This window comes from Methylibium sp. T29-B (assembly GCF_000576225.1).
In the GTDB taxonomy this organism is placed as follows: Bacteria; Pseudomonadota; Gammaproteobacteria; order Burkholderiales; family Burkholderiaceae_C; genus Methylibium; species Methylibium petroleiphilum.
Map to the genome: position 1 here is coordinate 1 of NZ_AZSN01000059.1, position 23,016 is coordinate 23,016.

General features: G+C 65.3%; 22 protein-coding genes and 5 pseudogenes. 13 read left to right on the top strand and 14 right to left on the bottom strand.

The features are described 5' to 3' along the window. The 6 genes and pseudogenes from Y694_RS22565 to Y694_RS11260 form a co-directional block, all read right to left on the bottom strand. The coding region (locus Y694_RS22565; protein ID WP_155935816.1) for a hypothetical protein at positions 1-225 on the bottom strand (225 nt) is incomplete at its 3' end. Positions 226-291: 66 nt separating this feature from the next. Further along, positions 292-894, bottom strand: a complete 603-nt coding sequence (locus Y694_RS24230) for a hypothetical protein (protein WP_152543444.1) — start codon at positions 892-894, stop codon at positions 292-294. Between the two features lie 21 nt (positions 895-915). Next, positions 916-1,272 (bottom strand): hypothetical protein, encoded by a 357-nt coding sequence (locus tag Y694_RS11250; protein ID WP_152543443.1) that lies wholly within the window; start codon positions 1,270-1,272, stop codon positions 916-918. Further along, a complete protein-coding gene (locus tag Y694_RS24235; protein ID WP_152543442.1) occupies positions 1,245-1,589 on the bottom strand; it encodes a hypothetical protein in 345 nt (114 codons plus the stop codon). The genes Y694_RS11250 and Y694_RS24235 overlap by 28 nt, the downstream gene beginning before the upstream one ends. A 169-nt stretch (positions 1,590-1,758) precedes the next feature. Next, positions 1,759-2,907 (bottom strand): phage integrase central domain-containing protein, encoded by a 1,149-nt coding sequence (locus Y694_RS11255; protein WP_310732226.1) that lies wholly within the window; start codon positions 2,905-2,907, stop codon positions 1,759-1,761. Between the two features lie 184 nt (positions 2,908-3,091). Then, positions 3,092-4,074: pseudogene (locus Y694_RS11260) on the bottom strand (MDR family oxidoreductase). Positions 4,075-4,248: 174 nt separating this feature from the next. Here Y694_RS11260 and Y694_RS11265 point away from each other — a divergent pair. Then, positions 4,249-4,599: a hypothetical protein gene (locus tag Y694_RS11265; protein ID WP_152543441.1), complete on the top strand. Its 351-nt coding sequence runs from the start codon at positions 4,249-4,251 to the stop codon at positions 4,597-4,599. 46 nt (positions 4,600-4,645) lie between these two features. On the opposite strand, the gene Y694_RS26500 is transcribed toward Y694_RS11265, so the two are convergent. From Y694_RS26500 to Y694_RS11285, 5 genes are all read right to left on the bottom strand, one after another. Continuing rightward, positions 4,646-4,780: a hypothetical protein gene (locus Y694_RS26500; protein ID WP_255343793.1), complete on the bottom strand. Its 135-nt coding sequence runs from the start codon at positions 4,778-4,780 to the stop codon at positions 4,646-4,648. 259 nt (positions 4,781-5,039) lie between these two features. Then, a complete protein-coding gene (locus Y694_RS11270; protein ID WP_011829524.1) occupies positions 5,040-5,441 on the bottom strand; it encodes a hypothetical protein in 402 nt (133 codons plus the stop codon). Between the two features lie 158 nt (positions 5,442-5,599). Beyond that, on the bottom strand, positions 5,600-5,956 hold the full coding sequence (locus Y694_RS11275) for a DUF2237 family protein (protein WP_036232482.1): 357 nt from the start codon (positions 5,954-5,956) through the stop codon (positions 5,600-5,602). Between the two features lie 7 nt (positions 5,957-5,963). Next, a complete protein-coding gene (locus Y694_RS11280) occupies positions 5,964-6,881 on the bottom strand; it encodes an SPFH domain-containing protein (protein WP_036232483.1) in 918 nt (305 codons plus the stop codon). Between the two features lie 26 nt (positions 6,882-6,907). After that, positions 6,908-7,336, bottom strand: coding sequence for an NfeD family protein (locus tag Y694_RS11285; RefSeq protein ID WP_036232484.1), 429 nt, complete (start codon positions 7,334-7,336; stop codon positions 6,908-6,910). A gap of 163 nt (positions 7,337-7,499) precedes the next feature. Here Y694_RS11285 and Y694_RS11290 point away from each other — a divergent pair, with 163 nt between their 5' ends. Further along, positions 7,500-9,761 (top strand): arginine/lysine/ornithine decarboxylase, encoded by a 2,262-nt coding sequence (locus Y694_RS11290; protein ID WP_011829520.1) that lies wholly within the window; start codon positions 7,500-7,502, stop codon positions 9,759-9,761. A 42-nt stretch (positions 9,762-9,803) separates the two neighbouring features. Here the strand turns inward: Y694_RS11290 and fabI are convergent. After that, positions 9,804-10,588 (bottom strand): annotated as a pseudogene (fabI, locus tag Y694_RS11295) (enoyl-ACP reductase FabI). Between the two features lie 249 nt (positions 10,589-10,837). Here fabI and rimP point away from each other — a divergent pair. From rimP to Y694_RS11335, 8 genes and pseudogenes are all read left to right on the top strand, one after another. Further along, entirely contained in the window at positions 10,838-11,371 is a 534-nt protein-coding gene (rimP, locus tag Y694_RS11300; protein ID WP_036232485.1) for a ribosome maturation factor RimP, read from the top strand. Then, positions 11,368-12,846, top strand: coding sequence for a transcription termination factor NusA (gene nusA, locus Y694_RS11305; protein ID WP_011829517.1), 1,479 nt, complete (start codon positions 11,368-11,370; stop codon positions 12,844-12,846). Before rimP ends, nusA begins: the two co-directional genes overlap by 4 nt. 61 nt (positions 12,847-12,907) lie before the next feature. Beyond that, positions 12,908-15,752: pseudogene (infB, locus tag Y694_RS11310) on the top strand (translation initiation factor IF-2). 80 nt (positions 15,753-15,832) lie between these two features. After that, a complete protein-coding gene (rbfA, locus tag Y694_RS11315; RefSeq protein WP_036232486.1) occupies positions 15,833-16,225 on the top strand; it encodes a 30S ribosome-binding factor RbfA in 393 nt (130 codons plus the stop codon). Position 16,226: 1 nt separating this feature from the next. After that, the gene (gene truB / locus Y694_RS11320) at positions 16,227-17,264 is read left to right on the top strand and encodes a tRNA pseudouridine(55) synthase TruB (protein ID WP_155935817.1); all 1,038 of its coding nucleotides are present in this window, start codon (positions 16,227-16,229) and stop codon (positions 17,262-17,264) included. After that, a pseudogene (gene typA / locus Y694_RS11325) lies at positions 17,261-19,092 on the top strand (translational GTPase TypA). The gene truB and the pseudogene typA overlap by 4 nt, the downstream one beginning before the upstream one ends. Positions 19,093-19,108: 16 nt before the next feature. After that, positions 19,109-20,001: pseudogene (locus Y694_RS11330) on the top strand (DMT family transporter). A gap of 73 nt (positions 20,002-20,074) precedes the next feature. Continuing rightward, on the top strand, positions 20,075-20,311 hold the full coding sequence (locus tag Y694_RS11335; RefSeq protein WP_036232487.1) for a hypothetical protein: 237 nt from the start codon (positions 20,075-20,077) through the stop codon (positions 20,309-20,311). Positions 20,312-20,357: 46 nt separating this feature from the next. On the opposite strand, the gene Y694_RS23365 is transcribed toward Y694_RS11335, so the two are convergent. After that, positions 20,358-21,152, bottom strand: coding sequence for a bifunctional 2-polyprenyl-6-hydroxyphenol methylase/3-demethylubiquinol 3-O-methyltransferase UbiG (locus Y694_RS23365; protein WP_081771246.1), 795 nt, complete (start codon positions 21,150-21,152; stop codon positions 20,358-20,360). A gap of 503 nt (positions 21,153-21,655) precedes the next feature. Here Y694_RS23365 and Y694_RS24240 point away from each other — a divergent pair. The 3 genes from Y694_RS24240 (at position 21,656) to Y694_RS24245 (ending at position 22,817) form a co-directional block, all read left to right on the top strand. After that, the gene (locus tag Y694_RS24240; protein WP_152543439.1) at positions 21,656-21,880 is read left to right on the top strand and encodes a hypothetical protein; all 225 of its coding nucleotides are present in this window, start codon (positions 21,656-21,658) and stop codon (positions 21,878-21,880) included. A 69-nt stretch (positions 21,881-21,949) separates the two neighbouring features. Beyond that, positions 21,950-22,558, top strand: a complete 609-nt coding sequence (locus Y694_RS23375) for a type II toxin-antitoxin system HicB family antitoxin (RefSeq protein WP_231497640.1) — start codon at positions 21,950-21,952, stop codon at positions 22,556-22,558. Beyond that, complete coding sequence (locus Y694_RS24245) at positions 22,551-22,817, top strand: hypothetical protein (protein ID WP_152543438.1); 267 nt, start codon at positions 22,551-22,553, stop codon at positions 22,815-22,817. Before Y694_RS23375 ends, Y694_RS24245 begins: the two co-directional genes overlap by 8 nt. 3 nt (positions 22,818-22,820) lie before the next feature. On the opposite strand, the gene Y694_RS25790 is transcribed toward Y694_RS24245, so the two are convergent. Next, positions 22,821-23,016: hypothetical protein (locus Y694_RS25790; protein ID WP_231497641.1), on the bottom strand; the 196-nt coding region annotated here is incomplete at its 5' end.

Below are 23,016 nucleotides of genomic sequence, written 5' to 3' on the forward strand. Positions count from 1 at the left end.
AACATCCGTGGAGGCTTCGCCGATGTTCAGGACGACCGAGACGGGCCAGGCGGTGACGCCAGCGCCGATCTTCCGACCGGGCGGAACGTGACCGTCCTGGACCCACTTCCACCAAGTGCTGCGGCTGATGGGCAGAAGCCCAGGCGAGCCCTTCTTGGGGTTTCCGCAGATCTGCTCGACGCGCACCATCGCGTCGGCCGGGTATCGGGTCGGGGTGGTTTGCATCGGGCGCCTCGCGTCGTCAGTGGACATGACGACATGATTGGCGGGGCACCGCTCAACGATTTGCGTTTAACCTAAAAGTAGGCGTGCGGCCGATGGAATCTCGCGTCTGCGTCGCTCCTGCTTTAGCGCGCGCGACATTGCGGCAACAGACACCTTGTGCTTCAGCGCGACCGCCTCTAAGGGCCTCCCTCGTGACGACCGGGGAAGTGCTTTCAAGCGCTCGTACTCATCGAGCGCTTTGGAGGCGTTGAACTTCCGCCTTTTTCCGCGACGCGAATCAGCGGCGCGCGCGAGCTGTACGCATGTGCGGCCCAAATCACGGAGAAATTCCAGTCGATATTTGGCTGGGACCGTTGCAATCTGCTCGGGACTGAGACTCGTCATCCAGTCGAAGAGCGCCCGGCACCACCAGGCGGCTTGCTCTCGACGCAACATGACGGAAGTCGCACCTCCTCTGCAGGTGGCGCGAGACCCGCGACCGAGAGAGCGCCATAGCGGCGAATTGCCGTTGGAAAGTGGAGTGGAGAACAGCGATACAAATTTCGAAGCTGGATCGGGTCCTTGCCGCGCAACGCCAGAATCAACAAGGTACGTGCCGATCATCTCGACAAACGAAGCCAGCATGTAGCGCTGTACTTGCGTTAGCTCGACAGCGACGAGGCCCTTCATTGGTAGTTGCGGACGTGCGCGCTACGCATTCGTGAAGCGTTGAAGAAGCTGCTTTGCTTGCTCCAACCCGTGGCCGATGATCGACCGCTCAATTTCTGCGATCTGGATCAACTCCAACCCGGACAAAACCTGAAGTCGCGCCGTCTTCGTGACTTCGTTTTTCGCGAGCCAACCTGGCTCGTTGAAATGCCATCGGACGGATTCCAGGCTGCCACTGGTGCTGATGGCCAGCGCCAAGTACGCAAGCAAGGTCTTGGGCAACTCTCGCAGCACAGCCTCTTCAGCCGCTAGTCGTTGCTCAGCCGCTAGTCGTTGCTCAGCCTTAGACGCAAGCTCTGCAGTTCGTCGCTTCACTTCTTCGCGATCGACATTGCGCACGATCCGATACCGCCCAGTCGAAGAGCGATATACCACCTGAAAGCCGGGAAGGTCTGATGCCTTTCGCCAGCTTCCGGCAACACACCCAAAGGCCGGTACGCTGCAGATACGGCATTCTGTCCTGGCATGCCTGGAAACCGCTCCAGCTCCAGTAGGCCGGCGGCGGCGAGCGCTTCGGCAGTGCCGCGATACTCGTCCGTCCGACGACTATGCCTAGCCCATGTCACGCCCGGTGCGCCGGCGTTGATGGGCATGGGCACGTAGTAGCGGCGCTCGCGGCGCTGCGTTGATTGTTCGGTAGCATTGGTGTCAGCCATTTTCGATCCTCCTGTGATCGGGGTTGGTCAGCGGTCGGTCGGTGTTACAGCACCTTCCGGCCGCGCTTGCTTCATGCCTTCTTGGCACGAATCGGGGTGACGGTCGCGTCGGTGTGGATGCGTCCGCAGTAGTCGGCCCAAGACTGCATCAGCTTGGCTCGTTTCTCGATCAGGTCGCCGCGACGGTAGCGGCCTCAACCTCATCAGAGATCGTGTGAGCGAGGGCCATCTCGACGACCTCGCTCGGGTGGTTGGTGGTCTCGGCGGCCCAGTCCCGGAACGTGGAGCGGAAGCCGTGGACGGTTAGATCGGGCCGGCCCATCCGCTTCTGCAGCAGAGTCAGCATCGCCATGTTCGATAGCGCCTTACCGTCGCGCAGGCCAGGAAACACCAGCGGGCCCGACCGGGAAAGGCCCTCAAGCAGCTTCACCGCGCGCTTCGACAGCGGCACGCGGTGCGCCTTGTCAGCCTTCATCCGGACGGCGGGGATGGTCCACAGCGCGCCCTCCAGATCGATCTCGGCCCATCGGGCGCCGATCGCCTCCCCGGTGCGGGTGGCGGTCAGGATGGTGAATTCCAGCGCTCGGGCCGACAGCCCGGACTCTGCTCGGATCAGCTTCATCAGCGCGCCGATCTCAGCGTAGGGCAGGGCGGCGTGATGCTCGGTCTTGGAGACCTTCGTGGGCCTCGGCAGCAGGTTATCCAGGTGCCCGCGCCAGCGCGCCGGGTTGTCGCCGCTGCGATGCTTCAGGGCCGTGGCGTAATCCAGGACGGACTCGATGCGGCCCCGGACTCGTGAGGCGGTTTCGGTCTTGGTCGTCCAGATCGGTTGCAGGCACTTCATCACCAACGCGGTGTCGATCTCGCTGACCAGCAGCTTGCCGATGAACGGGTAGGCGTAGGTCTCCAGCGTGTTCGTCCACTGGTCGGCGTGCTTGGCGTTCTTCCAGCCGTGGCGGTGTGCCTCGATGTAGGCCTCGGCCTCGGCCTCGAATGTGACGGCTCGCGCGGCATTCGAATCCGTGGTGCGTCGCTCGGCTGCCCGGGCCTCAAGAGGATCTAGGCCGTCCACGAGCAGCTCACGCGCTTCGCGGGCCTTCTCCCGGGCTCGCGCCAGGGACACCGTGTGGAGGGCGCCCAGGCCCATCTCGCGGGCGCGTCCGTTCCGCGTGAACCGGAACACCCACGACTTGGTCCCCGTCGGGCTCACCTGCAGCCACAGGCCACCACCGTCGCCGACGTAGCCGGGCGCCTTCGCAGCCTCGACCTGCCTGGCCGACAGCTTGTGCAGCGCCCTCCGCCCAATCGAAGTACCCACTATTCAACCCACGTTTTAAACATGGATTGGAATGTATGCGCTTGGACGGCGCTAGACAAGCAAAATCGTAGAACCCGCGTGAATATTGGGCTGCAGGCCGGTTTGCTGGATCAGGCTGGACTGCGCTGGACGGTCAGTTAGATTCCGCTCTCTCCGCCAGTGACATTCCGATGACGACGCGCAATCAGCGATTCACGTCGATCACTGCGCGGCCACGCACCTTGCCTGACAGCACGTCGTTGGCCGTCGCAATCGCTTGGTCCAGGCCGAGCACCTGGGTCACGGCATCGAGCTTCTTCACGTCGAGGTCGCGGGCCAGACGTTGCCAGGCCTCGGCGCGCAATTCGTAGGGGCCATCACCGAGTCGATCCCGCACAGCGTGATGTTGCGCAGGATGAACGGCAGCACGGAGGTGGGAAAGTCCAGGCCCTGGGCCAACCCGCAGGCGGTGACCGTGCCGCGGTACCGGGTGGCTGCGCACACATTGGCGAGGGTCGCGCTGCCGACCGTGTCGATCGCGCCGGCCCATCGTTCTTCGCCCAGCATCTCACCGGCGCTGGCCAGCGTGGCGCGGTCGATGACCTGGCTCGCGCCGAGTTTCTGCAGGAAGGCCGCTTCCTCGAGCCGGCCGGTGGAGGCCGTCACATCGAAGCCCAGCTTGGCGAGCACCGCGATGGCGATCGTCCCCACACCACCGGCTGCACCGGTGACCAGGACGGGCCCGCGGTCCGGGCGCACGCCGTGCTGTTCGAGCGCCAGCACGCACAGCATCGCGGTGTAGCCGGCTGTCCCGATGGCCATCGCGTTCAATGTGGAGAACGGGCTCGGCACCGGGATCAACCACTCGCTCTTGACACGAGCCTTCTGGGCCAGGCCGCCCCAGTGTGCATCGCCGAGGCCGTAGCCGTTGATCAGCACCTTGTCGCCCGGCTTGAAGCGGGGGTTCGCGCTCGACTCCACGGTGCCGGCGAGGTCGATGCCCGGCACCATCGGCCATTGGCGCACCACCGGGAAGCGGCCGGTGATCGCCAAGCCGTCCTTGTAGTTGATGGTGGAGTAGTCGACAGCGACGAGCACGTCGCCCTCGGGCAGGCGGTCCTCAGAAAGTTCTCGGACTTCGGTGAGGACGGCGGTATCGGACTTCTGCAGGAAAACGGCGCGGAACATGGGGAAACTCCTCCGGTAGTGGCATGCATCAAGCCGCGTCTCGGCAGAGCGACGGCTCGGGGGCAGGGCCAAACTATCTACGCTCATGCCAGAACTGGAGGTGCTGGGCACCCCGTGCGCCTAATCCGCGGATGAGTGGAGGACTCCCTGCGAAGATGCTACTACGCAGGGTGAATGACTGCGTTCGACCCATTCGGGCAGCCTGTCTTCCGGCTCTGCGGCGCAAGCGGCTGTGCGATCCGGCCCAACGGCGTTAAGCTTCAGTCTACGCACACTCCCCATGGGTGCAACCAGATGGCTGCGTACAGTTCCGGGCCGCCACGCCGGCCTCCGCCTCCTGCCAAGCCGATCCGGCCACTGAATTCGCTGGCGGTCGATCTCGATCTGAGCGAGCCCGAGCAGGGCGATGAAGGCGACTGGATCGATTCGACGTTCGAGTTGCGCAGTGGCCTCACCGTGATCGAGCACCCGATCGACACCCTGCCCGGTGAGTTGCAGGATGCCTTCAAGAAGCAGACGCGCTGAGCCGTAAGGCGGACGTCCATGCGAACTTGCGAGACCGTAGCGCGCTTCAGCTGCGGTCTTCGCGGCGCCGCTGGTTGCGGCGCTGGTCCGCATAAACGCTGTTCACGCGAGCGGCCGTCTGCTCGCGGTTGACGGCCTGCTGGATCAGCGCCTCCAGTTGGTCGCTGGGGAGGCTGTCCAAGGGGCGCTCGCAGACATCGAGTCCCAACTTCAGGTCGAACGACGAAGCGAGCCAACCCGAGGATTCCGTTTCGCTCTCGCTGCTGCCGGCAGTCGGGCTCGCAGGAGGCACGTCACTCGCGCCGAACGGTCGCGACTTTGCATGAGACAGGGACATTGAAGCTCCCGGGAAAGCGGACATCACCGCGGTGCCGAAGCTTCGGCGATCCTTGCCATGGGCGCGTCCCGATAGGGGGTAGCTCCGATGGGGGAGAGGAGTGTCAGCTCTTCAGTTCCGATTCGAGCCCACGAATCAAGGCGCGTGCGGCCTCCTTGGACATTTCAGCCGGCAGCATCAGCCCGTTGTCGAACTGCAAGTGCAATCGCACGCGCGTCGGGTCCTGCGCAGCCACCGCGCCAATGCCCAGACACTCGAGTGCCGGCGGCACGGGGGGAGCGTTTGCTTCGCCAGGCACGGTTCCGGCTTCGGCTGCCTTGGCCAGCAAGGTCACGGCGACCAGCGGGGCAAGGTCCCGCATGATGGCGATGGCCAGACTGCGGCGCTCGCCGGCAAGCAAGGCGTCCGCTTTCAACAGGATGGCCGCCCCGTCGGCGGCAGGTTCGGCCGCCCGGAGGGCCGCGATTTGCAGTTGCAGCGGCTGCAGATTGTTTTCTTCTTGCATACGCAGGGTCCTTTCCCACGTGGTCGTTGACATGGGCAAAAGCGTAACCAGCGTGCCCGGTCTTTCCTGCCGGCGCGGGTCAGCGCCAGCCGTCGGCCGTCGGGCAGGGCGCTTGTCGGAATGCGCCTACGTGCAGGGGTGGTCCGCGCTCCGGCCGCTCACAACGCGTGGGACTGCAACTGCTCCAGCGAGACGTAGGCCAGGGCGCGCTCGTGCGTGCTGTCCAGAACGACCGGCGGCGCCGCACCCGCTTCGAGCGCCTCCTTCCAGCGCAGGGCGCACAGGCACCAGCGGTCGCCTGGCTTCAGGCCGGCAAAACGCCACTCCGGCCGCGGTGTGACGAGGTCGTTGCCGCGCTCGCGCGAGAAGGCGAGGAAAGCGGCAGTGACCCGGGTGCAGATCACGTGCGTGCCGAGATCCTCGGCCGAGGTGCTGCAGCAGCCGTCTCGGAAGTAGCCGGTCAGCGGATCGTAGGAGCAGGGGCGCAGCGTCTCGCCGAGCACGTTCAGGGCCATGGGCGGCTCACTTCGCCGGCACGCCCTTGTTGAACAGTGTCATCGCCGTGCCGATCAGCGCCGAGACCTCGCTCATGTTGCCCGGCACGATCATGGTGTTGTTCTTCTGTGCGAGCTGGCTGTAGGCGTCGACCGCGCGCTCGGCCACCTTCAGCTGCACGGCCTGCTCGCCACCGGGTTCGCGGATCGCCGCGGCGATCTGGCGGATCGCGCCGGCGGTCGCCTCGGCGACCGCGGTGATCGCGGCGGCCTCGCCCAGTGCGTTGTTGATCTCGGCTTGCTTCTCGCCCTCGGAGCGGGCGATGAAGGCTTCGCGCTCGCCGGTGGCGATGTTGATCTGCTCCTGGCGCCGGCCCTCCGAGGCCGCGATCAACGCGCGCTTTTCGCGCTCAGCGGTGATCTGGGCCTGCATCGCGTGCAGGATGGCGGCCGGCGGCGTCAGGTCCTTGATCTCGTAGCGCAGCACCTTGACGCCCCAGTTCAGCGCCGCCTCGTCGAGCGCGTGGACGACGGCGGCGTTGATCGCGTTGCGCTCCTCGAAGGTCTTGTCGAGCTCCATCTTGCCGATCACGCTGCGCAGCGTGGTCTGGGCCAGCTGGGTGATCGCGAGGATGTAGTTGGACGCGCCGTAGCTGGCACGCATCGGGTCGGTGACCTGGAAGTAGAGGATGCCGTCGACAGTGAGCTGGGTGTTGTCCTTGGTGATGCAGACCTGGCTCGGCACGTCCAACGGAATCTCCTTCAGCGAATGCCGATAGGCGAGGCGGTCGACGAAGGGCACCAGGAAGTTCAGGCCGGGAACGAGCGTTGCGTGGTACTTGCCGAGCCGCTCCACGACCCAGGCACTCTGCTGCGGCACGACCTTGATCGAGCGCGCGATGAAGATGATGGCGATGACGAAGAAGACGATGGCGACGATTTCCATGGGGATCCCTGAAGGAGGAAGGGGAATCAGCGAACCAGCAGCAAGCGGGAGCCGTCGATGGCGTGGATGACATGCTCGCCGGGCGACGGCGCGCCATCGCCGGCGTAGCGCGCGCTCCACTGCGCACCGCGGTAGCTGACCATGGCCGAACCGTCGGCCTGCCACTCGGTGACATGCACGCGCTCGCCGATATCGAGGTTGACGTTGCGGTCGGCGCTGGCCGCCGCAGCGGGGGGCCGCCGCAGGCGTTTGAGGTGCCAGGCGATCACCGCGCCGCCGCCGACCAGGGCCGCCGCGAGCATCTGGACGCTGAACCCGAAGCCGGCATGGGCGGCGAAGGCCGCGGCCACGAAGCCCAGCGCGAGCATCAGGAGGTAGAAGGTGCCGGTGGTCAGCTCGGCCGCGACCAGCGCGCCGCTCGCGATCCACCACCAGGTGGCGGCACTCCAGTCCATCGGGCCTCCTCGGATGTGCTTGCGTCTGACGAACAATGTTGCATTCAGTGTACGACGCAGCGTTTCGTGCCCTGGCTCATCAAGCCGTTGCAGATGTAGCCCTAAACTCCGCGCTTCCTTGAGCGGGGTGGTCCCGCCAGCAGCGCCCGCCGGAGGCCTCCAGATGCAGCACTTTCGTTTCCCCATCGTCATCATCGACGAGGACTTTCGCTCCGAGAACACCTCCGGACTGGGCATCCGTGCGCTGGCGGACGCGATCGTCAAGGAAGGCTTCGAGATCCTGGGCGTCACCAGCTACGGCGACCTGAGCCAGTTCGCCCAGCAGCAGAGCCGCGCCAGTGCTTTCATCCTGTCGATCGACGACAACGAGTTCACCCACGAGGGGCCCGAACTCGCGCCGGCCGTGCTGAACCTGCGCCAGTTCATCCGCGAGATCCGCCGCAAGAACCTGGAGATTCCGATCTACCTTTACGGCGAGACCCGCACCTCGCAACACCTGCCCAATGACGTGCTGCGCGAGCTGCACGGCTTCATCCACATGTTCGAGGACACGCCCGAGTTCGTGGCCCGCCACATCATCCGCGAGGCCAGGAGCTATCTCGACGGACTGGCGCCGCCATTCTTCAAGGCATTGGTCGACTACGCGCAGGACGGTTCCTATTCCTGGCACTGCCCTGGCCACAGCGGCGGCGTGGCGTTCCTGAAGAGCCCGGTCGGGCAGATGTTCCACCAGTTCTTCGGCGAGAACATGCTGCGCGCCGACGTCTGCAACTCGGTCGACGAGCTCGGTCAGTTGCTCGACCACACCGGCCCGGTGGCTCAGAGCGAGCGCAATGCGGCCCGCATCTTCAACGCCGACCACTGCTTCTTCGTCACCAACGGCACCAGCACCAGCAACAAGATGGTCTGGCACCACACCGTGGCGCCCGACGACGTGGTGGTGGTGGACCGCAACTGCCACAAGTCCATCCTGCACGCGATCATCATGACCGGCGCGGTGCCGGTGTTCCTGCCGCCGACGCGCAACCACCTGGGCATCATCGGCCCGATCCCGAAGGCCGAGTTCGAGCCCGCGGCGATCCGCAAGCGCATTGCCGCCAACCCGCTGCTCGCGCATGTGGACCCGGCCACCGTCAAGCCGCGCATCCTGACGTTGACGCAAAGCACCTACGACGGCGTGCTCTACAACACCGAGACCATCAAGGGACTGCTCGACGGCTGGATCGACACAGTGCATTTCGACGAGGCCTGGCTGCCTCACGCTGCCTTCCACAAGTTCTACGGCAGCTACCACGCGATGGGCAAGAACCGTCCGCGGCCGAAGGAAGCGGTGGTCTATGCCACGCAGTCGACGCACAAGCTGCTGGCCGGCATCAGCCAGGCTTCTCAGGTGCTGGTGCAGGATGCCCAGAACACCAAGCTCGACCGCCACCTGTTCAACGAAGCCTATCTGATGCATACCTCGACGTCGCCGCAGTACGCGATCATCGCGAGCTGCGACGTCGCGGCGGCGATGATGGAGCCCCCCGGAGGAACCGCACTGGTGGAGGAGAGCATCCAGGAAGCGCTCGACTTCCGGCGTGCGATGCGCAAGGTCGACAAGGAATTCGGCAAGGACTGGTGGTTCAAGGTCTGGGGCCCCGACAAGCTGGCCGAGGACGGCATCGGCAAGCCCGAGGACTGGATGATCAAGGCCGACGCCAAGTGGCACGGCTTCGGTCCGCTGGCCGAAGGCTTCAACATGCTCGACCCGATCAAGTCGACGCTTGTGACGCCGGGACTCGACGTGGCCGGCAAGTTCGCCAAGACCGGCATCCCGGCCTCGATCGTCACCAAGTTCCTGGCCGAGCATGGCGTGATCGTCGAGAAGACCGGGTTGTACTCGTTCTTCATCATGTTCACGATCGGCATCACCAAGGGTCGGTGGAACACGCTGCTGACCGCGCTGCAGCAGTTCAAGGACGACTACGACAAGAACGCGCCGCTGTGGCGCATCCTGCCGGAGTTCTGCGCCGCCCACCCGCGCTACGAGCGCATGGGGCTGCGCGACCTGGCGCAGAGCATCCACGAGGCCTACGTCAAGGGCGATATCGCCCGGCTGACCACCGAGATGTACCTGTCGGACCTGCAGCCGGCGATGAAGCCCAGTGAGGCCTACGCCCACATCGCGCACCGCAAGACCGAGCGAGTGGAGATCGAGAGCCTGGAAGGGCGCATCACCACCTCGCTGCTGACACCCTATCCACCGGGCATCCCGCTGCTGATCCCGGGTGAGCGCTTCAACAAGAAGATCGTCGACTACCTGCGCTTCACCCGCGACTTCAACCGTCGATTCCCCGGTTTCGACACCGATGTGCACGGTTTGGTCGAGGAGGAAACCGACAGCGGCGAGCGCCGCTACGCCGTGGACTGCGTGAAGCAGTGAGGTCAGCGTCCGGAGACGATCGATCGCCTCCGGCAACAGGGATCAGGCGTCGGTCATGCCGCTGGCGACCCGGCTGAAGCCGCCGTCGACATAGGTGATCTCGGCTGTCACGCCGGCCGCCAGGTCGCTGAGCAGGAAAGCCGCAACGTTGCCCACGTCGTCGATCGTCACATTGCGGCGCAGCGGCGCATTGTTCTCCACCACGTCGAGGATCTTGCCAAAGCCCTTGATGCCCGACGCCGCCAGCGTCTTGATCGGCCCGGCCGAGATGCCATTGACGCGCACGCCGCGCGGGCCCAGGCTGCCGGCGAGGTAGCGCACGCTGGCCTCCAGAGAGGCCTTGGCCAGGCCCATGGTGTTGTAGTTCGGCACGACCCGCTCGGCGCCCAGGTAGGTCAGCGTCAGCAACGCGGCCTTCGGGGTCAGCAGCGGCGCCGCCGCCTTGGCCAGCGCCGGGAAGCTGTACGAGGAGATGTCGTGGGCGATGCGGAAGGCCTCGCGGCTCAGGCCGTCGAGGAAGTCGCCGGCGATCGCCTCGCGCGGCGCGAAGCCGATCGAGTGGACGAAACCGTCGAATTGGGGCCAGGTCAGGGCGAGTTGCTGGAACATCGCGTCGATCTGCGCGTCTTCGGCGACGTCGCAGTCGAAGATCAGGTGGAGTCGAACTCACGGGCGAATTCGGTGGTCCGCTCCTTGAAGCGCTCGCCGACATAGCTGAACGCCAGTTCAGCGCCTTCGCGCCGGCAGGCGCGGGCGATGCCGTAGGCGATCGAGCGGTTGGACAGCAGTCCGGTGATCAGCAGCCGCTTGCCGGCGAGAAAGCCCATGTCATGTCTCCATCCCACTGTTTGCAGCCCGAAATTCTGGCACGGCGGCGTGGCTCCGCCATGCTCTTGACACCCCCGATGCTTGCCGGTAGTGCGTGCCCACGCTACAATCCCCGCTTCGCTAGACCAGATTTCGCCAGACAAGAAATTGGGCCGGAGATTCCAGCCCTTTTTTTTTGTTCGATTGTTTTTGCGGACGTTCCTTTTTGCAGTTCATGGAGCGGGTTTCAACCCGGGAACCTTCAGTCGATGAGTTGGCAGGCAGCCGTTGAGAAAACCGTGACCGGATTCGGTTATGAGTTGGTGGAATGCGAGCGGGGCTCGCAGGGGTTGCTGCGCGTATTCATCGACCGGGTGCCGGGACAGGTCTACGACGGTGGTCCGGGGGAATTCGTGACGGTCGAGGACTGCGAGAAGGTGACCCGCCAATTGCAGTATGTGCTGGAGGTCGAGAACTGCGATTACTCGCGGCTCGAGGTCTCCTCGCCCGGCCTGGACCGCCCGCTGAAGAAGTCGGCCGACTACGCCCGCTTCGCCGGTGAGCGGATCGACATCACGCTGAAGCTGCCGTTCCAAGGTCGCAAAAAGTACCAGGGCGTGCTCGCAGCGGCCGGCGAGGCGTGGGAACTGCATTTCAACGACGGCAAGCAGGATCAGGTCTTGGGATTCACGCTCGAGGAAGTTCGCGACGCCCGGCTCGTGCCGGTCGTGGACTTCAAGGGCCGCAAGGGCAAGGAGCAAGCCGAGCCCGCGGCGCAGGTACCCGGAGGTTACGAACAATGAACCGCGATCTGTTGGACTTTGTGGATGCGATCGCTCGCGAGAAGAGCGTCGAGCGTGATGTCGTGTTCGAGGCCGTCGAGGCGGCGCTCGCCTCGGCGAGCAAGAAACTGCATGGCGGCGAGGTCGACATCCGCGTATCGGTCGACCGCGACACCGGCGAGTACGAAACGTTTCGCCGCTGGCTCGTCGTGCCCGACAGCGCCGGCCTGCAGAACGCCGACGCCGAGGAACTGCTGACCGATGCCCGCGACCGCATCGAAGACATCGAGGAAGGCGACTACATCGAGGAAGCCATCGAGTCGGTGTCGATCGGGCGCATCGGTGCGCAGGCCGCCAAGCAGGTGATCCTGCAGAAGGTGCGCGACGCCGAGCGCGAGCAGTTGCTCAATGACTTCCTGTCGCGCGGCGACAAGATCTTCGTCGGCACCGTCAAGCGCCTCGACAAGGGCGACCTCGTCGTCGAGAGCGGCCGGGTCGAGGGGCGTCTGAAGCGAAGTGAGCTGATCGCCAAGGAAAACCTCCGCACCGGCGACCGCGTTCGCGCCTACATCACGGAAGTGGACACCACGCAACGCGGGCCGCAGATCATGCTGTCGCGCAGCGCACCTGGCTTCATGGTGGAACTGTTCCGCCACGAGGTTCCGGAGATCGAGCAGGGCCTGCTCGAGATCAAAAGCTGCGCCCGAGATGCAGGTTCGCGCGCCAAGATCGCCGTGCTGTCGCACGACAAGCGGGTCGACCCGATCGGCACCTGCGTGGGTGTGCGCGGCTCGCGCGTCAATGCCGTCACCAACGAACTGGCTGGCGAGCGTGTCGACATCGTGCTGTGGTCGGCCGATCCGGCGCAGTTCGTGATCGGCGCGTTGGCGCCGGCCAATGTGCAGTCGATCGTGGTCGACGAGGAGAAGCATGCGATGGACGTGGTGGTCGACGAGGAGAACCTCGCCATCGCCATCGGCCGCGGCGGCCAGAATGTGCGCCTCGCTTCTGAGCTGACCGGCTGGCGCATCAATATCATGAGCGCCGAGGAGTCGCAGGACAAGCAGGCGACCGAATCGGAGTCGATCCGCAAGCTGTTTGTCGAGAAGCTCGACGTCGATGCCGAGGTGGCCGACATCCTGATCGCCGAGGGTTTCACCAGCCTCGAGGAAGTGGCCTACGTGCCGCTGCAAGAAATGCTGGAGATGGAGTCCTTCGATGAGGACACCGTCCACGAGTTGCGCACGCGGGCCAAGGACGCGCTGCTGACGATGGAGATCGCCCAGGAAGAGAAGCTCGAAAGCGTTTCGCAGGATCTGCGCGACCTCGAGGGGCTCGATGCCGAGCTGATCGCCAGGCTGGCCGAAGGCGGCATCCACACGCGCGACGACCTGGCCGATCTCGCGGTCGACGAACTGACCGAGCTGACCGGCGTGGCCGACGAGCAGGCGAAGGCCCTGATCATGAAGGCGCGCGAGCACTGGTTCACTGCCTGAAGCGCCGCCCGCACCGCACTCCGCATCACCGTTCGCACCGATACACCAAGGACACTCCACAATGGCTGTGACTACCGTCGCACAGTTTGCCGCCGAGCTGAATCGCCCGGCTGCGGCGCTGCTCGAGCAGCTTCACTCCGCTGGCGTCGCGAAGGCGTCCACGGACGACGCGCTGACCGAAGCCGACAAGGAGCGCCTGCTCGACTTCCTGCGCTCCTCGCACGGCACCGGGAGCGCCGAGCGCAAGAAGATCACGCTGACAAAAAAATCGACCACCGAGATCAAGCAGGCCGATGCCTCCGGCAAGGCCCGCACCATCCAGGTCGAAGTGCGCAAGAAGCGCACGTTCATCAGGCGCGACGATGCGCCGGCTGCCGTTGAAGAGACGACGGCTGCCGCACCGGTGATCGACGAAGCCGAACTGCAGAAGCGCGAAGAAGAAGCCAGCCGTCAGGCCGAGCTGCTGCGCCGCCAGGAAGAGGATCTGGCCGAGAAGCGCCGTGCGCGCGAGGCCCAGGAGCAGGCCGAGCGGGAGGCCGCCGAGGCGCGCCAGCGTGCCGCGGCTGAAGCTGCAGCCGCTGCGCTGGAGGCCGCTGCCGCCGAACCGGTGGTGCCGGCCAAGGTCGAAGCGACCGGTGTCAAGGCCGCCGCGCCGGACACTGCGCCGGCGGTGGCCGCTCCGGCCGAACCGCCCAAGCCCGCGCTGCGCGTGGTGAAGGCCGCCGACATCGAAGCCGAGGAGAAGCAGAAGGCCGCCGACCTCGCCAAGCGCCGCAAGGCCGCCGAGGACGAGGCCTCCGCGATCCGCGCGATGATGAACGCGCCGAAGAAGGTGCTCGTGGCGAAGAAGCCCGAGGAGCCGAAGCCGGCCGAAGGCATCAAGGGCACGATCCACAAGCCCACCGCCAAGCCGGGCGCCCCGGCGGCAGCAGGCGCTGCGGGTGCCGCCAAGCCGGGCGACAAGAAGTCGGTCAAGTCCGAGAAGCTGTCGTCGAGCTGGGCCGACGACGCCGCGAAGAAGCGCGCCGCGCTGCGCGGCGGAGCACGCCCCGATGCCGGCGGCCGTGGCGGCTGGAAGGCACCGCGCGGCGGGCGTCGCGGCGGCGACCGTGGCGACAGCCCGTCGACTTCACCGCGCCGGCCGAGGCTCAGGTCTACGAGGTGCACGTGCCCGAGACCATCAGCGTCGCCGATCTGGCGCACAAGATGTCGGTCAAGGCCTCCGAGGTCATCAAGCAACTGATGAAGCTGGGTCAGATGGTCACCATCAACCAGCAGCTCGACCAGGAAACCGCCATGATCCTGGTGGAAGAGATGGGTCACAAGGCCTTCACGGCCAAGCTCGACGACCCGGATGCCTTCCTCGAGGACGACGTGGAAGTGACCGACGTGCCGCTGGAGCCGCGCGCTCCGGTGGTCACGGTGATGGGCCACGTGGATCACGGCAAGACCTCGCTGCTCGACTACATCCGCACCACGCGCGTGGCGGCGGGTGAGGCCGGCGGCATCACGCAGCACATCGGCGCGTATCACGTCGAGACGCCGCGCGGCATGATCACCTTCCTCGACACCCCGGGCCACGAAGCCTTCACGGCGATGCGGGCGCGCGGCGCCAAGGCCACCGACCTGGTGATCCTGGTCGTGGCGGCCGACGACGGCGTGATGCCGCAGACCAAGGAAGCGATCCACCACGCCAAGGCGGCCGAGGTGCCGCTGATCGTGGCGATCAACAAGATCGACAAGCCGGGCACCAACCTGGAGCGCGTGCGCAGCGAACTGATCGCCGAGCAGGTGGTCCCGGAAGACTTCGGCGGCGATTCGCCCTTCGTGCAGGTGTCAGCCAAGACCGGTCAAGGCATCGACGAGCTGCTGGAGCAGGTGCTGCTGCAGGCCGAGGTGCTGGAACTGCAGGCGCAGGTTGCCGCGCCCGCCAAGGGCCTGGTGATCGAGGCGCAGCTCGACAAGGGCCGCGGCCCGGTCGCGACGGTGCTGGTGCAGTCGGGCACGCTCAAGCGTGGCGACGTGGTCCTGGCCGGTTCGACCTACGGTCGTGTGCGTGCCATGCTCGACGAGAACGGCAAGCCCGCCACCGAGGCCGGCCCGTCGATCCCGGTCGAGATCCAGGGCCTGACCGAGGTGCCGCAGGCCGGTGACGAGTTCATGGTGCTGTCCGACGAGCGGCGTGCGCGCGAGATCGCCACCTTCCGTTCCGGCAAGTACCGCGACGTGAAGCTGTCCAAGCAACAGGCCGCCAAGCTCGAGAACATGTTCGAGACCATGGGCCAGGGTGAGGTGCAGACGCTACCGCTCATCATCAAGCCGACGTGCAGGGCTCGCAGGAGGCGCTGGGCGCCTCGCTGCTCAAGCTCAGCACGGCCGAGGTCAAGGTGCAGATCGTCCACGCAGCGGTGGGCGGCATCAGCGAGAGCGACGTCAACCTGGCCATCGCGTCGAAGGCCGTCATCATCGGCTTCAATGTGCGGGCCGATGCCGGTGCGCGCAAGCTGGCCGAGGGCAACAACGTCGACCTGCGCTACTACAACATCATTTACGACGCGGTCGACGAGATCAAGTCGGCGATGACGGGCATGCTGGCGCCGGAGCAGAAGGAAGAGCTCATCGGCACCGCTGAGATCCGCACGGTGTTCGTGGCCTCGAAGATCGGCACGGTGGCAGGCTCGATGGTCACCTCCGGCATCGTGCGTCGCAACGCACGCTTCCGCCTGCTGCGCGAGAACGTGGTGGTCTACAGCGGCGAGATCGAGTCGGTGCGCCGCATGAAGGACGACGTGCGCGAGGTCAAGGAAGGCTTCGAGTGCGGCATCAAGCTGAAGAACTACAACGACATCAAAGAGGGCGACCAGCTGGAAGTCTTCGAGATCAAGGAAGTCGCCCGAACGCTGTAAGGCGGAGTTGGCCTCGTGCACGGACCCCGCCCTCGAAAGTCGGCGGGGTTCGTGCTTGAGGGGTCGTTCAGGAGCCCATCATGAAGCACAAGCGCGCCATTCCCAACCGCAGCCTGCGCGTGGCCGACCAGATCCAGCGCGACGTCGCCGGGCTCATCCGTGAGCTCAAGGACCCGCGCATCGGCATGGTCACGATCCAGGCGGTCGAGGTCACGCCCGACTATGCGCACGCGAAGGTGTTCTTCTCGGTGCTGATCGGCGATCCGGCCGAGAGCGCCGCCGCGCTGAACGAGGCCGCCGGTTACCTGCGCAACAGCCTCTTCAAGCGCCTGCAGATCCACACCGTGCCCACACTGCATTTCCAGTTCGACCGTACCACCGAGCGTGCGGCCGACCTCAACGCGCTGATCCACGAGGCCAACGCGACCCGGGCGAAGGACGCGGACGATCAACCGGGTGCCACCGAGGCCTGACGTGAACCCGGTTGCGCTGAACCGTCCACCCCGCCGCGTGCCGCAAGCCGTGCGCGAGCCGCGTGCACCGCGCCGTGCGCTGCACGGCGTGCTGCTGCTCGACAAGCCGCTGGGCTGGTCGAGCAACGACGCGCTGCAGAAGGTCAAGGGCATGCTGCGCGCCGAGAAGGGGGGGCACACCGGCACCCTCGATCCGCTGGCGACGGGCCTGCTGCCGCTGTGCTTCGGCGCGGCCACCAAGTTTTCTCAGGCCAGCCTGGATGCCGACAAGACCTACCGTGCGACGCTGAAGCTCGGCGTCACGCGCATCGGTGGCGACGGCGAGGGCGAGGTGATCGAGACGCGCCCGGTGTCCTTCGACGACGCGGCGCTGCACGCCGCCTGCACCGCCCTGACCGGCGAGACGATGCAGCTGCCACCGATGCATTCGGCGCTCAAGCACGAGGGCAAGGCACTCTACGAATACGCGCGCGCCGGCGTCGAGGTCGAACGCACCCCGCGGCGAGTCGTGATTCATCGGCTGGACATCCTGCGCTGGCACGCTGACGAGCTCGACATCGAGGTCTGCGTCAGCAAGGGCACCTACATCCGCACACTCGCCGAAGACCTGGGCCGTGCGCTCGGCTGCGGCGCCCACCTGAGCGCGCTGCGCCGGGTGGCCAGCGGACCGGTGCAACTGGACGGCGCGATCACCATCGACGCGCTGCAGGCGCTCGATCCCGTGCTGCGCGAGCAGCGCCTGTTGCCACCCGACGTGCTGGTGGCCGACTGGCCTGCCGTGCGGTTGGCGGCTGACGAGGCCGGCCGCTTCCTGTCCGGCCTGCGTCGCCGCGTCGAGGCTGTGGATTGCGCCGCGGTGCGGGTATACGGCCCCGAGCCGCGTGCCTTCCTCGGCAGCGCCCACGTGAAGGCCGGAGAACTGATCCCCGGCCGGCTGCTGAGCCCGCCTGAAGTGCAGGCGCTGATCGACGCCAGCCCTGCCGCCGACACCGCGACCGCTGCGCCCCTTACCGAATCCAAGCAAGTGAGCATGACATGACGACCAGCAACAACGCCCGCCAGATCCGCAACGTGGCGATCATCGCGCACGTCGACCACGGCAAGACCACGCTCGTGGACCAGCTGCTGCGCCAGAGCGGCACCTTCCGCGAGAACGAGAAGGTCGCCGAGCGCGTGATGGACAGCAACGACATCGAAAAGGAACGTGGCATCACGATCCTGTCGAAGAACTGTGCCGTCGAGTGGAAGGGCACCCACGTCAACATCGTCGACACCCCCGGGCACGCCGATTTCGGCGGCGAGGTCGAGCGCGTGCTGTCGATGGTCGATTCGGTGCTGCTGCTGGTCGACGCGGTGGAAGGCCCGATGCCGCAGACCCGCTTCGTGACGAAGAAGGCGCTGGCGCTGGGCCTGAAGCCCATCGTCGTCGTCAACAAGGTCGACCGCCCCGGCGCGCGGCCCGACTACGTGATCAACGCCACCTTCGACCTGTTCGACAAGCTCGGCGCCACCGAGGAACAGCTCGACTTCCCGATCATCTACGCCTCCGGCCTGAACGGCTGGGCGTCGACGACGCCCGGCGAGGTAGGGACGAACATGGCGCCGCTGTTCGACGCCATCCTGCAGCACGTGCCGCCGCACGAAGGCGATCCCGAAGGCCCGCTGCAGCTGCAGATCTGCTCGCTCGATTACTCCACCTTCGTCGGCCGCATCGGCATCGGACGCATCAATCAGGGCACGCTCAAGCCGATGCAGGACGTGGCGGTTTTCTCCGGCGAGGACAGCATCCCGTTCAAGGCGCGCGTGAACCAGGTGCTGAAGTTCGACGGTCTGGAGCGCGTGCAGGCCACCGAGGCCGGCCCCGGCGACATCGTGCTGATCAACGGCATCGAGGACATCGGCATCGGCGTTACGCTGACCGACATCGACGATCCGGTGCCGCTGCCGATGCTGGAGGTGGACGAGCCCACGCTGACGATGAACTTCTGCGTCAACAACTCGCCGCTGGCTGGACGCGAAGGCAAGTTCGTCACCAGCCGTCAGCTGCGCGACCGGCTTGACCGCGAGCTGCAGAGCAACGTGGCGCTGCGCGTCAAGGACACCGACGAGGACGGCATCTTCGAGGTCTCGGGCCGCGGCGAACTGCACCTGACCATCCTGCTGGAGAACATGCGCCGTGAGGGCTACGAGCTCGCGGTGAGCAAGCCGCGCGTGGTGTTCCATGAGGTGAACGGCGAGCGCCACGAGCCGATGGAGCTGGTGACCGCCGACGTCGAGGAACAGCACCAGGGGGGGGTGATGCAGGCGCTGGGGCTGCGCAAGGCCGATCTGGTGAACATGGAGCCCGATGGCATGGGGCGCGTGCGCCTGGAGTACCGCATTCCGGCGCGCGGCCTGATCGGCTTTTCCAACGAGTTCATGAACCTGACCCGCGGCACCGGGCTCATCAGCAACATCTTCGACGGCTACGAGCCTACAAGGGCGAGCTCGAGGGCCGCAAGAACGGAGTACTGATCAGCCAGGACGACGGCGAGATCGTGACCTATGCGCTCGGCAAACTCGACGACCGCGGGCGCATGTTCGTCAAGGCCGGCGACCCGGTGTACGAAGGCATGCTGGTCGGCATCCACTCGCGCGACAACGACCTGGTGGTCAACGCGGTGCGCGCCAAGCAGCTCACCAACTTCCGCGTCAGCGGCAAGGAAGATGCGATCAAGATCACGCCGCCGATCATCCTGTCGCTCGAGTACGCGGTGGAGTTCATCGCCGACGACGAGCTGGTGGAGATCACCCCGAAGTCGATCCGGCTGCGCAAGCGCCACCTGAAGGAACACGAGCGCAAGCGCGCGTCGCGCGAAGCCGCCTGAGTCCTTGCCGGGGCCGATGACACACGGACGCGCGGTCACGCTGATGATCGTGGTGACGCTCCTCTGGAGTATCGCCGGTGTCGTCACTCGTCACCTGGACGCTGCGCGCAGCTTCGAGGTGACCTTCTGGCGCAGCTGTTCAACGCGCTGACGCTCACGGTGGCGCTGAGCGCGATGCGGGGCGCGGCGCTGTGGCGCGGCCTGCTGCGTGCGCCCTGGCCGGTGTGGGCATCGGGACTGTGCTGGGCGACGATGTTCACTGCCTTCATGGTGGCGATCACCCTGACGACGGTGGCCAACGTGCTGGTCACGATGGCGATCGGGCCGCTGATCACCGCGCTGTTCGCGCGGATCTTCCTGCACCACCGGCTGCCGGCGCGCACCTGGATCGCGATCGCGGTCGGCGGCATCGGCATCGCCTGGATGTTCGGCCAGGAGGCGGGAGCGGGCATGTCGCTCACCGGTACCCTGATCGCGCTGACGGTGCCGCTGGCGGCGGCCACCAACTGGACGGTGTTGCAGTACGCCAGCCACGGTCCGGCCGATCCCGACGAAGCCGCAGTGGCCACCCAGGACATGCTGCCGGCCGTGCTGATCGGTGGGCTGCTGTCGGCCGTCGTGGCGCTGCCGCTCGCCTGGCCGCTGCAGGCCTCGGGCCACGACCTCGGGCTGCTCGGTCTGCTGGGTGCCGTGCAACTGGCCATTCCCTGCCTGCTCGTGGTGCGGCTGACCCGCGAACTGCCGGCACCGGAGATCGCGCTGCTGGGCCTGCTAGAGGTGCTGTTCGGTGTGAGCTGGGCCTGGCTCGGGGCCGGTGAGCGACCGGGGCCGAGCACGCTGACGGGCGGAGCGCTGGTGCTCGGCGCGCTGGTCGTCAACGAAGTGCTGGCCCTGAGGCTGCGACGCTGAGCAGGACCGGCCTCGGCGCAGCGGCAGCCAGCTGCTAGTCTGTCGATACGACGAACTCGCAGGAGTCACCGAAATGCAGAAGCCTGCCCGTTTCCTGGTGCTGATCGAGTCGGATGGCATGATGCTGGCGCGGCTCTTCGACGCCGAGCGCAGGCAACTCGCCGAGTTCGACGCTTCCTCTGAGGAGGTGGCGGTGATGTCCAGCGGGTTGCTGCCCAGCGATGCCGCCGGCGCGCTGTGGGAGGCGGCGCTCGCCGGCCACAGCGAGGGTGAGCGACAGGCCGCCAGGGTTTACACGCTCGATGTCTGACTCGCGGTGCCGACCTAGCGCCTGCGCCGGATCGCGGCGGCAGACGCTAGGATTTCTTGATGGCACGCAGGTAGACCCCCACGGTGAAGAACCGCTCGAGCGGTGTGATCTTCCTCAGGAGGTTGAAGACCGGAAGCAGGGGGCTGCGCCCGCGGTTGTAGCGAATCTCGGTGGCGGCCCAGTCTCGCGCTCCGAGATAGCGCTGCAACTGCTCGGGCCGGAGCTTGTTGAGGCCCAGATCCATGGCCGATCGAATGGTTTTGCCGCAATGCGCAGATATTCTGCGACATAGCCATGCCTCCGGCAGTATGGCGTGCAGCCACGGTAACCTCAGCTTGAATCGACCGTGGTCACCCCAGGGGCTGAAATAGAACGGCGAAAACCCGGCTGCCAGCACTCCGCCGGGGGCCAGCAGGCGGAATATGTGACCGACCATCGCATCGAGCTGTTCGACGTGCTCGAAGGTATCTTTGCTGATGATCAGATCGAATTCACCTTGCAGCTCGGCAATATCGATCGATTGGAAGCGAACCCGGCCCTGAAGTTTTCCGAAATTGGCTTTGAGGTTCGCGCCGGCGAACGCGATGCGATCGTCGTCCAGATCGATTCCCAGCACCGATGAGGCGCCAGCCTGGGCCGCGTGCACCGACAGCGCACCATGTCCGCAGCCGATTTCGAGCACTCTCTTGCCGGCGAACGACAGTTGCACGCCAAGCCGCTCCAACCACGCCCCATTCGCCGCGGTCTCCCGCTGAAAATAGGCGTGATCGCGGCGTGATTGCAATTCAGCGGCGCTTTCGCCCGGCCGTGCCGGAAGTGCCCATGGTTGAATGATCTGCATGAGTATTCCTTGAAATACCGGGCGACAGTTATTCCTGTCGCTGTATTTGCGACGGTTTTTAGTACGGGATACAGACTAGCGAGCTTCCTGGGTTTTCGGCTGACGTGCAGTTGCGCGTCAGACGTTCGTCAGTGCCTTGTCACTCAGCCGCTGCCGAGGGCATGACCTAGTCTCTCGGGCAACCGTGAGCCTTGCGCATCAGCCACCTGCACAACTGGGACAATGCAGGCACCGTGCGGGTCCAGCGCCCTGCACCCAACCCTTCTGGTAGTTCAGTGGAACGAGACCTCACTTCGGATCGGCAGTGGAATCCGTGGCGCCTGTCGGTCGCGCCGATGATGGATCGTTGCGAAAAAGCAGCATCCATGCGGGTTTCGGGGTTGTCGTGTGCAGGGCGTGTGCACAACGTGTGCGTGGCGCGGTCGCGATTTGTCGTCTGGACCGAGCTTGCTGTGCGATAGTGCTCGCCCGGGCTTGACAGGGGTGATATCGCCCGCACTATCATGAACTACAAGAAGCTGGCGAAAATCAAGGTAGAACTGTCGGAGCTTCGATCCAATCCCATCGGGATCAAGCCACGCAAGCTCATTCGGCTTGCGCTTCAGCTGAAGCGCGTTAGGAAACTGGGTTCACCAATGAACCGACGTATGTCCGCAAGCTCGACCCGGCCCTCAATCCGCCGCTATCAATCCCTGCGCACCCAGTGCTCAAGCGACGAACTGCTATGAGCGTCATTGACGCCCTCCTAGACGATGTTGACGCTTGGACTCAGTATTTAGATCAACATGGCGAGACCGATGAAAGCAACGATGAACCCGGACAAGTTGACGAGTAAGGACTTGGCCTTGACGCTTGTGCAGAAGGCCTACGCACGTCGCCTCATTCCGGATCCAGAGGGCGGATACACGGCCTCAATTCATGAGCTGCCAGGTTGTTTCGCTGAAGGTGAAACAGCTGAAGAAACGCTGACCGCACTTGATGCAGCAGCTGTCGCTTGGATCGCGGCTGCGGTTGACTCTGGGCATAGGATTCCTGAACCCATCGATGCGAGCGACCACAGCGGGAGGATTGCTTTGCGAGTGCCACGAACGCTTCACCGTATGGCGTCGGAGCGTGCTTGCACTGAAGGGGTCAGCGTCAACCAATTGCTGGTAACAGCCATTGCCACATTTTTAGGCCAGAGAGACGGGCTGGACATGGCTCTCTCTGCGCTCCGAGGAGAAGCTGAAAAGTGCTTCTACGATGTCAAGTGGATTCGCACTTCGAGTGGCGGACTTAACCGCTTGATCGAAGCACAGATGATGAAAATCGCAAACGGAAGCAATGCTCCGGGTTCGTTGCCCGTCCTAATGGACATTTCCTTCCCTCACACGAAGGCACTCCCCGCACTGGTGAACTATGGCTGAAGTCACTCAAGTTGTTTATAAGCACAACGAACTCATCGAGTTGATGCTGCGCGATCAAGGCATCACTGAAGGCTTGTGGATGATCCTTGTGAACTTTGGATTCGGGGCAGGCAATGCCGGTGAATCCGCAGACCGTCCGGAGAGCGTCAACCCCGTTGCTGTCGTCTCCATCGGAGGCATCGGGCTGCAGCGCTCGCCGCAGCCAGGGCCACTTGTTGTTGATGCTTCGAAGCTTTCACCGAAAGCGAAAGCAGGCTGAAAATCACCGCCCCGTCACCAACCCCTGCAGCGTCACCTCGTCCCGCTCGTCATCGGCAAGATGCCCCAGCGGTCGGACGAGCGGCCCCGTGGGTAGCCCGGTGAGCACTCCGACGGCAGTCAAGCCATCGCGCACCGCAGCCTTCGGATTGCCCTCGCCATCGATCGCCCGATAGATGCTCCTCGGGGCTCTCACGGTG

What these genes read in the sequence shown, in the direction of transcription:
- Y694_RS24230 (WP_152543444.1), bottom strand. Translation starts at nt 894, where the DNA reads ATGAAGGGCCTCGTCGCTGTCGAGCTAACGCAAGTACAGCGCTACATG.
- Y694_RS24235 (WP_152543442.1), bottom strand. Translation starts at nt 1,589, where the DNA reads ATGGCTGACACCAATGCTACCGAACAATCAACGCAGCGCCGCGAGCGC.
- Y694_RS11265 (WP_152543441.1), top strand. Translation starts at nt 4,249, where the DNA reads ATGACTGCGTTCGACCCATTCGGGCAGCCTGTCTTCCGGCTCTGCGGC.
- Y694_RS11270 (WP_011829524.1), bottom strand. Translation starts at nt 5,441, where the DNA reads ATGCAAGAAGAAAACAATCTGCAGCCGCTGCAACTGCAAATCGCGGCC.
- Y694_RS11275 (WP_036232482.1), bottom strand. Translation starts at nt 5,956, where the DNA reads ATGGCCCTGAACGTGCTCGGCGAGACGCTGCGCCCCTGCTCCTACGAT.
- Y694_RS11280 (WP_036232483.1), bottom strand. Translation starts at nt 6,881, where the DNA reads ATGGAAATCGTCGCCATCGTCTTCTTCGTCATCGCCATCATCTTCATC.
- Y694_RS11285 (WP_036232484.1), bottom strand. Translation starts at nt 7,336, where the DNA reads ATGGACTGGAGTGCCGCCACCTGGTGGTGGATCGCGAGCGGCGCGCTG.
- Y694_RS11290 (WP_011829520.1), top strand. Translation starts at nt 7,500, where the DNA reads ATGCAGCACTTTCGTTTCCCCATCGTCATCATCGACGAGGACTTTCGC.
- rimP (WP_036232485.1), top strand. Translation starts at nt 10,838, where the DNA reads ATGAGTTGGCAGGCAGCCGTTGAGAAAACCGTGACCGGATTCGGTTAT.
- nusA (WP_011829517.1), top strand. Translation starts at nt 11,368, where the DNA reads ATGAACCGCGATCTGTTGGACTTTGTGGATGCGATCGCTCGCGAGAAG.
- rbfA (WP_036232486.1), top strand. Translation starts at nt 15,833, where the DNA reads ATGAAGCACAAGCGCGCCATTCCCAACCGCAGCCTGCGCGTGGCCGAC.
- Y694_RS11335 (WP_036232487.1), top strand. Translation starts at nt 20,075, where the DNA reads ATGCAGAAGCCTGCCCGTTTCCTGGTGCTGATCGAGTCGGATGGCATG.
- Y694_RS23365 (WP_081771246.1), bottom strand. Translation starts at nt 21,152, where the DNA reads ATGCAGATCATTCAACCATGGGCACTTCCGGCACGGCCGGGCGAAAGC.
- Y694_RS24240 (WP_152543439.1), top strand. Translation starts at nt 21,656, where the DNA reads ATGAACTACAAGAAGCTGGCGAAAATCAAGGTAGAACTGTCGGAGCTT.
- Y694_RS23375 (WP_231497640.1), top strand. Translation starts at nt 21,950, where the DNA reads ATGAAAGCAACGATGAACCCGGACAAGTTGACGAGTAAGGACTTGGCC.
- Y694_RS24245 (WP_152543438.1), top strand. Translation starts at nt 22,551, where the DNA reads ATGGCTGAAGTCACTCAAGTTGTTTATAAGCACAACGAACTCATCGAG.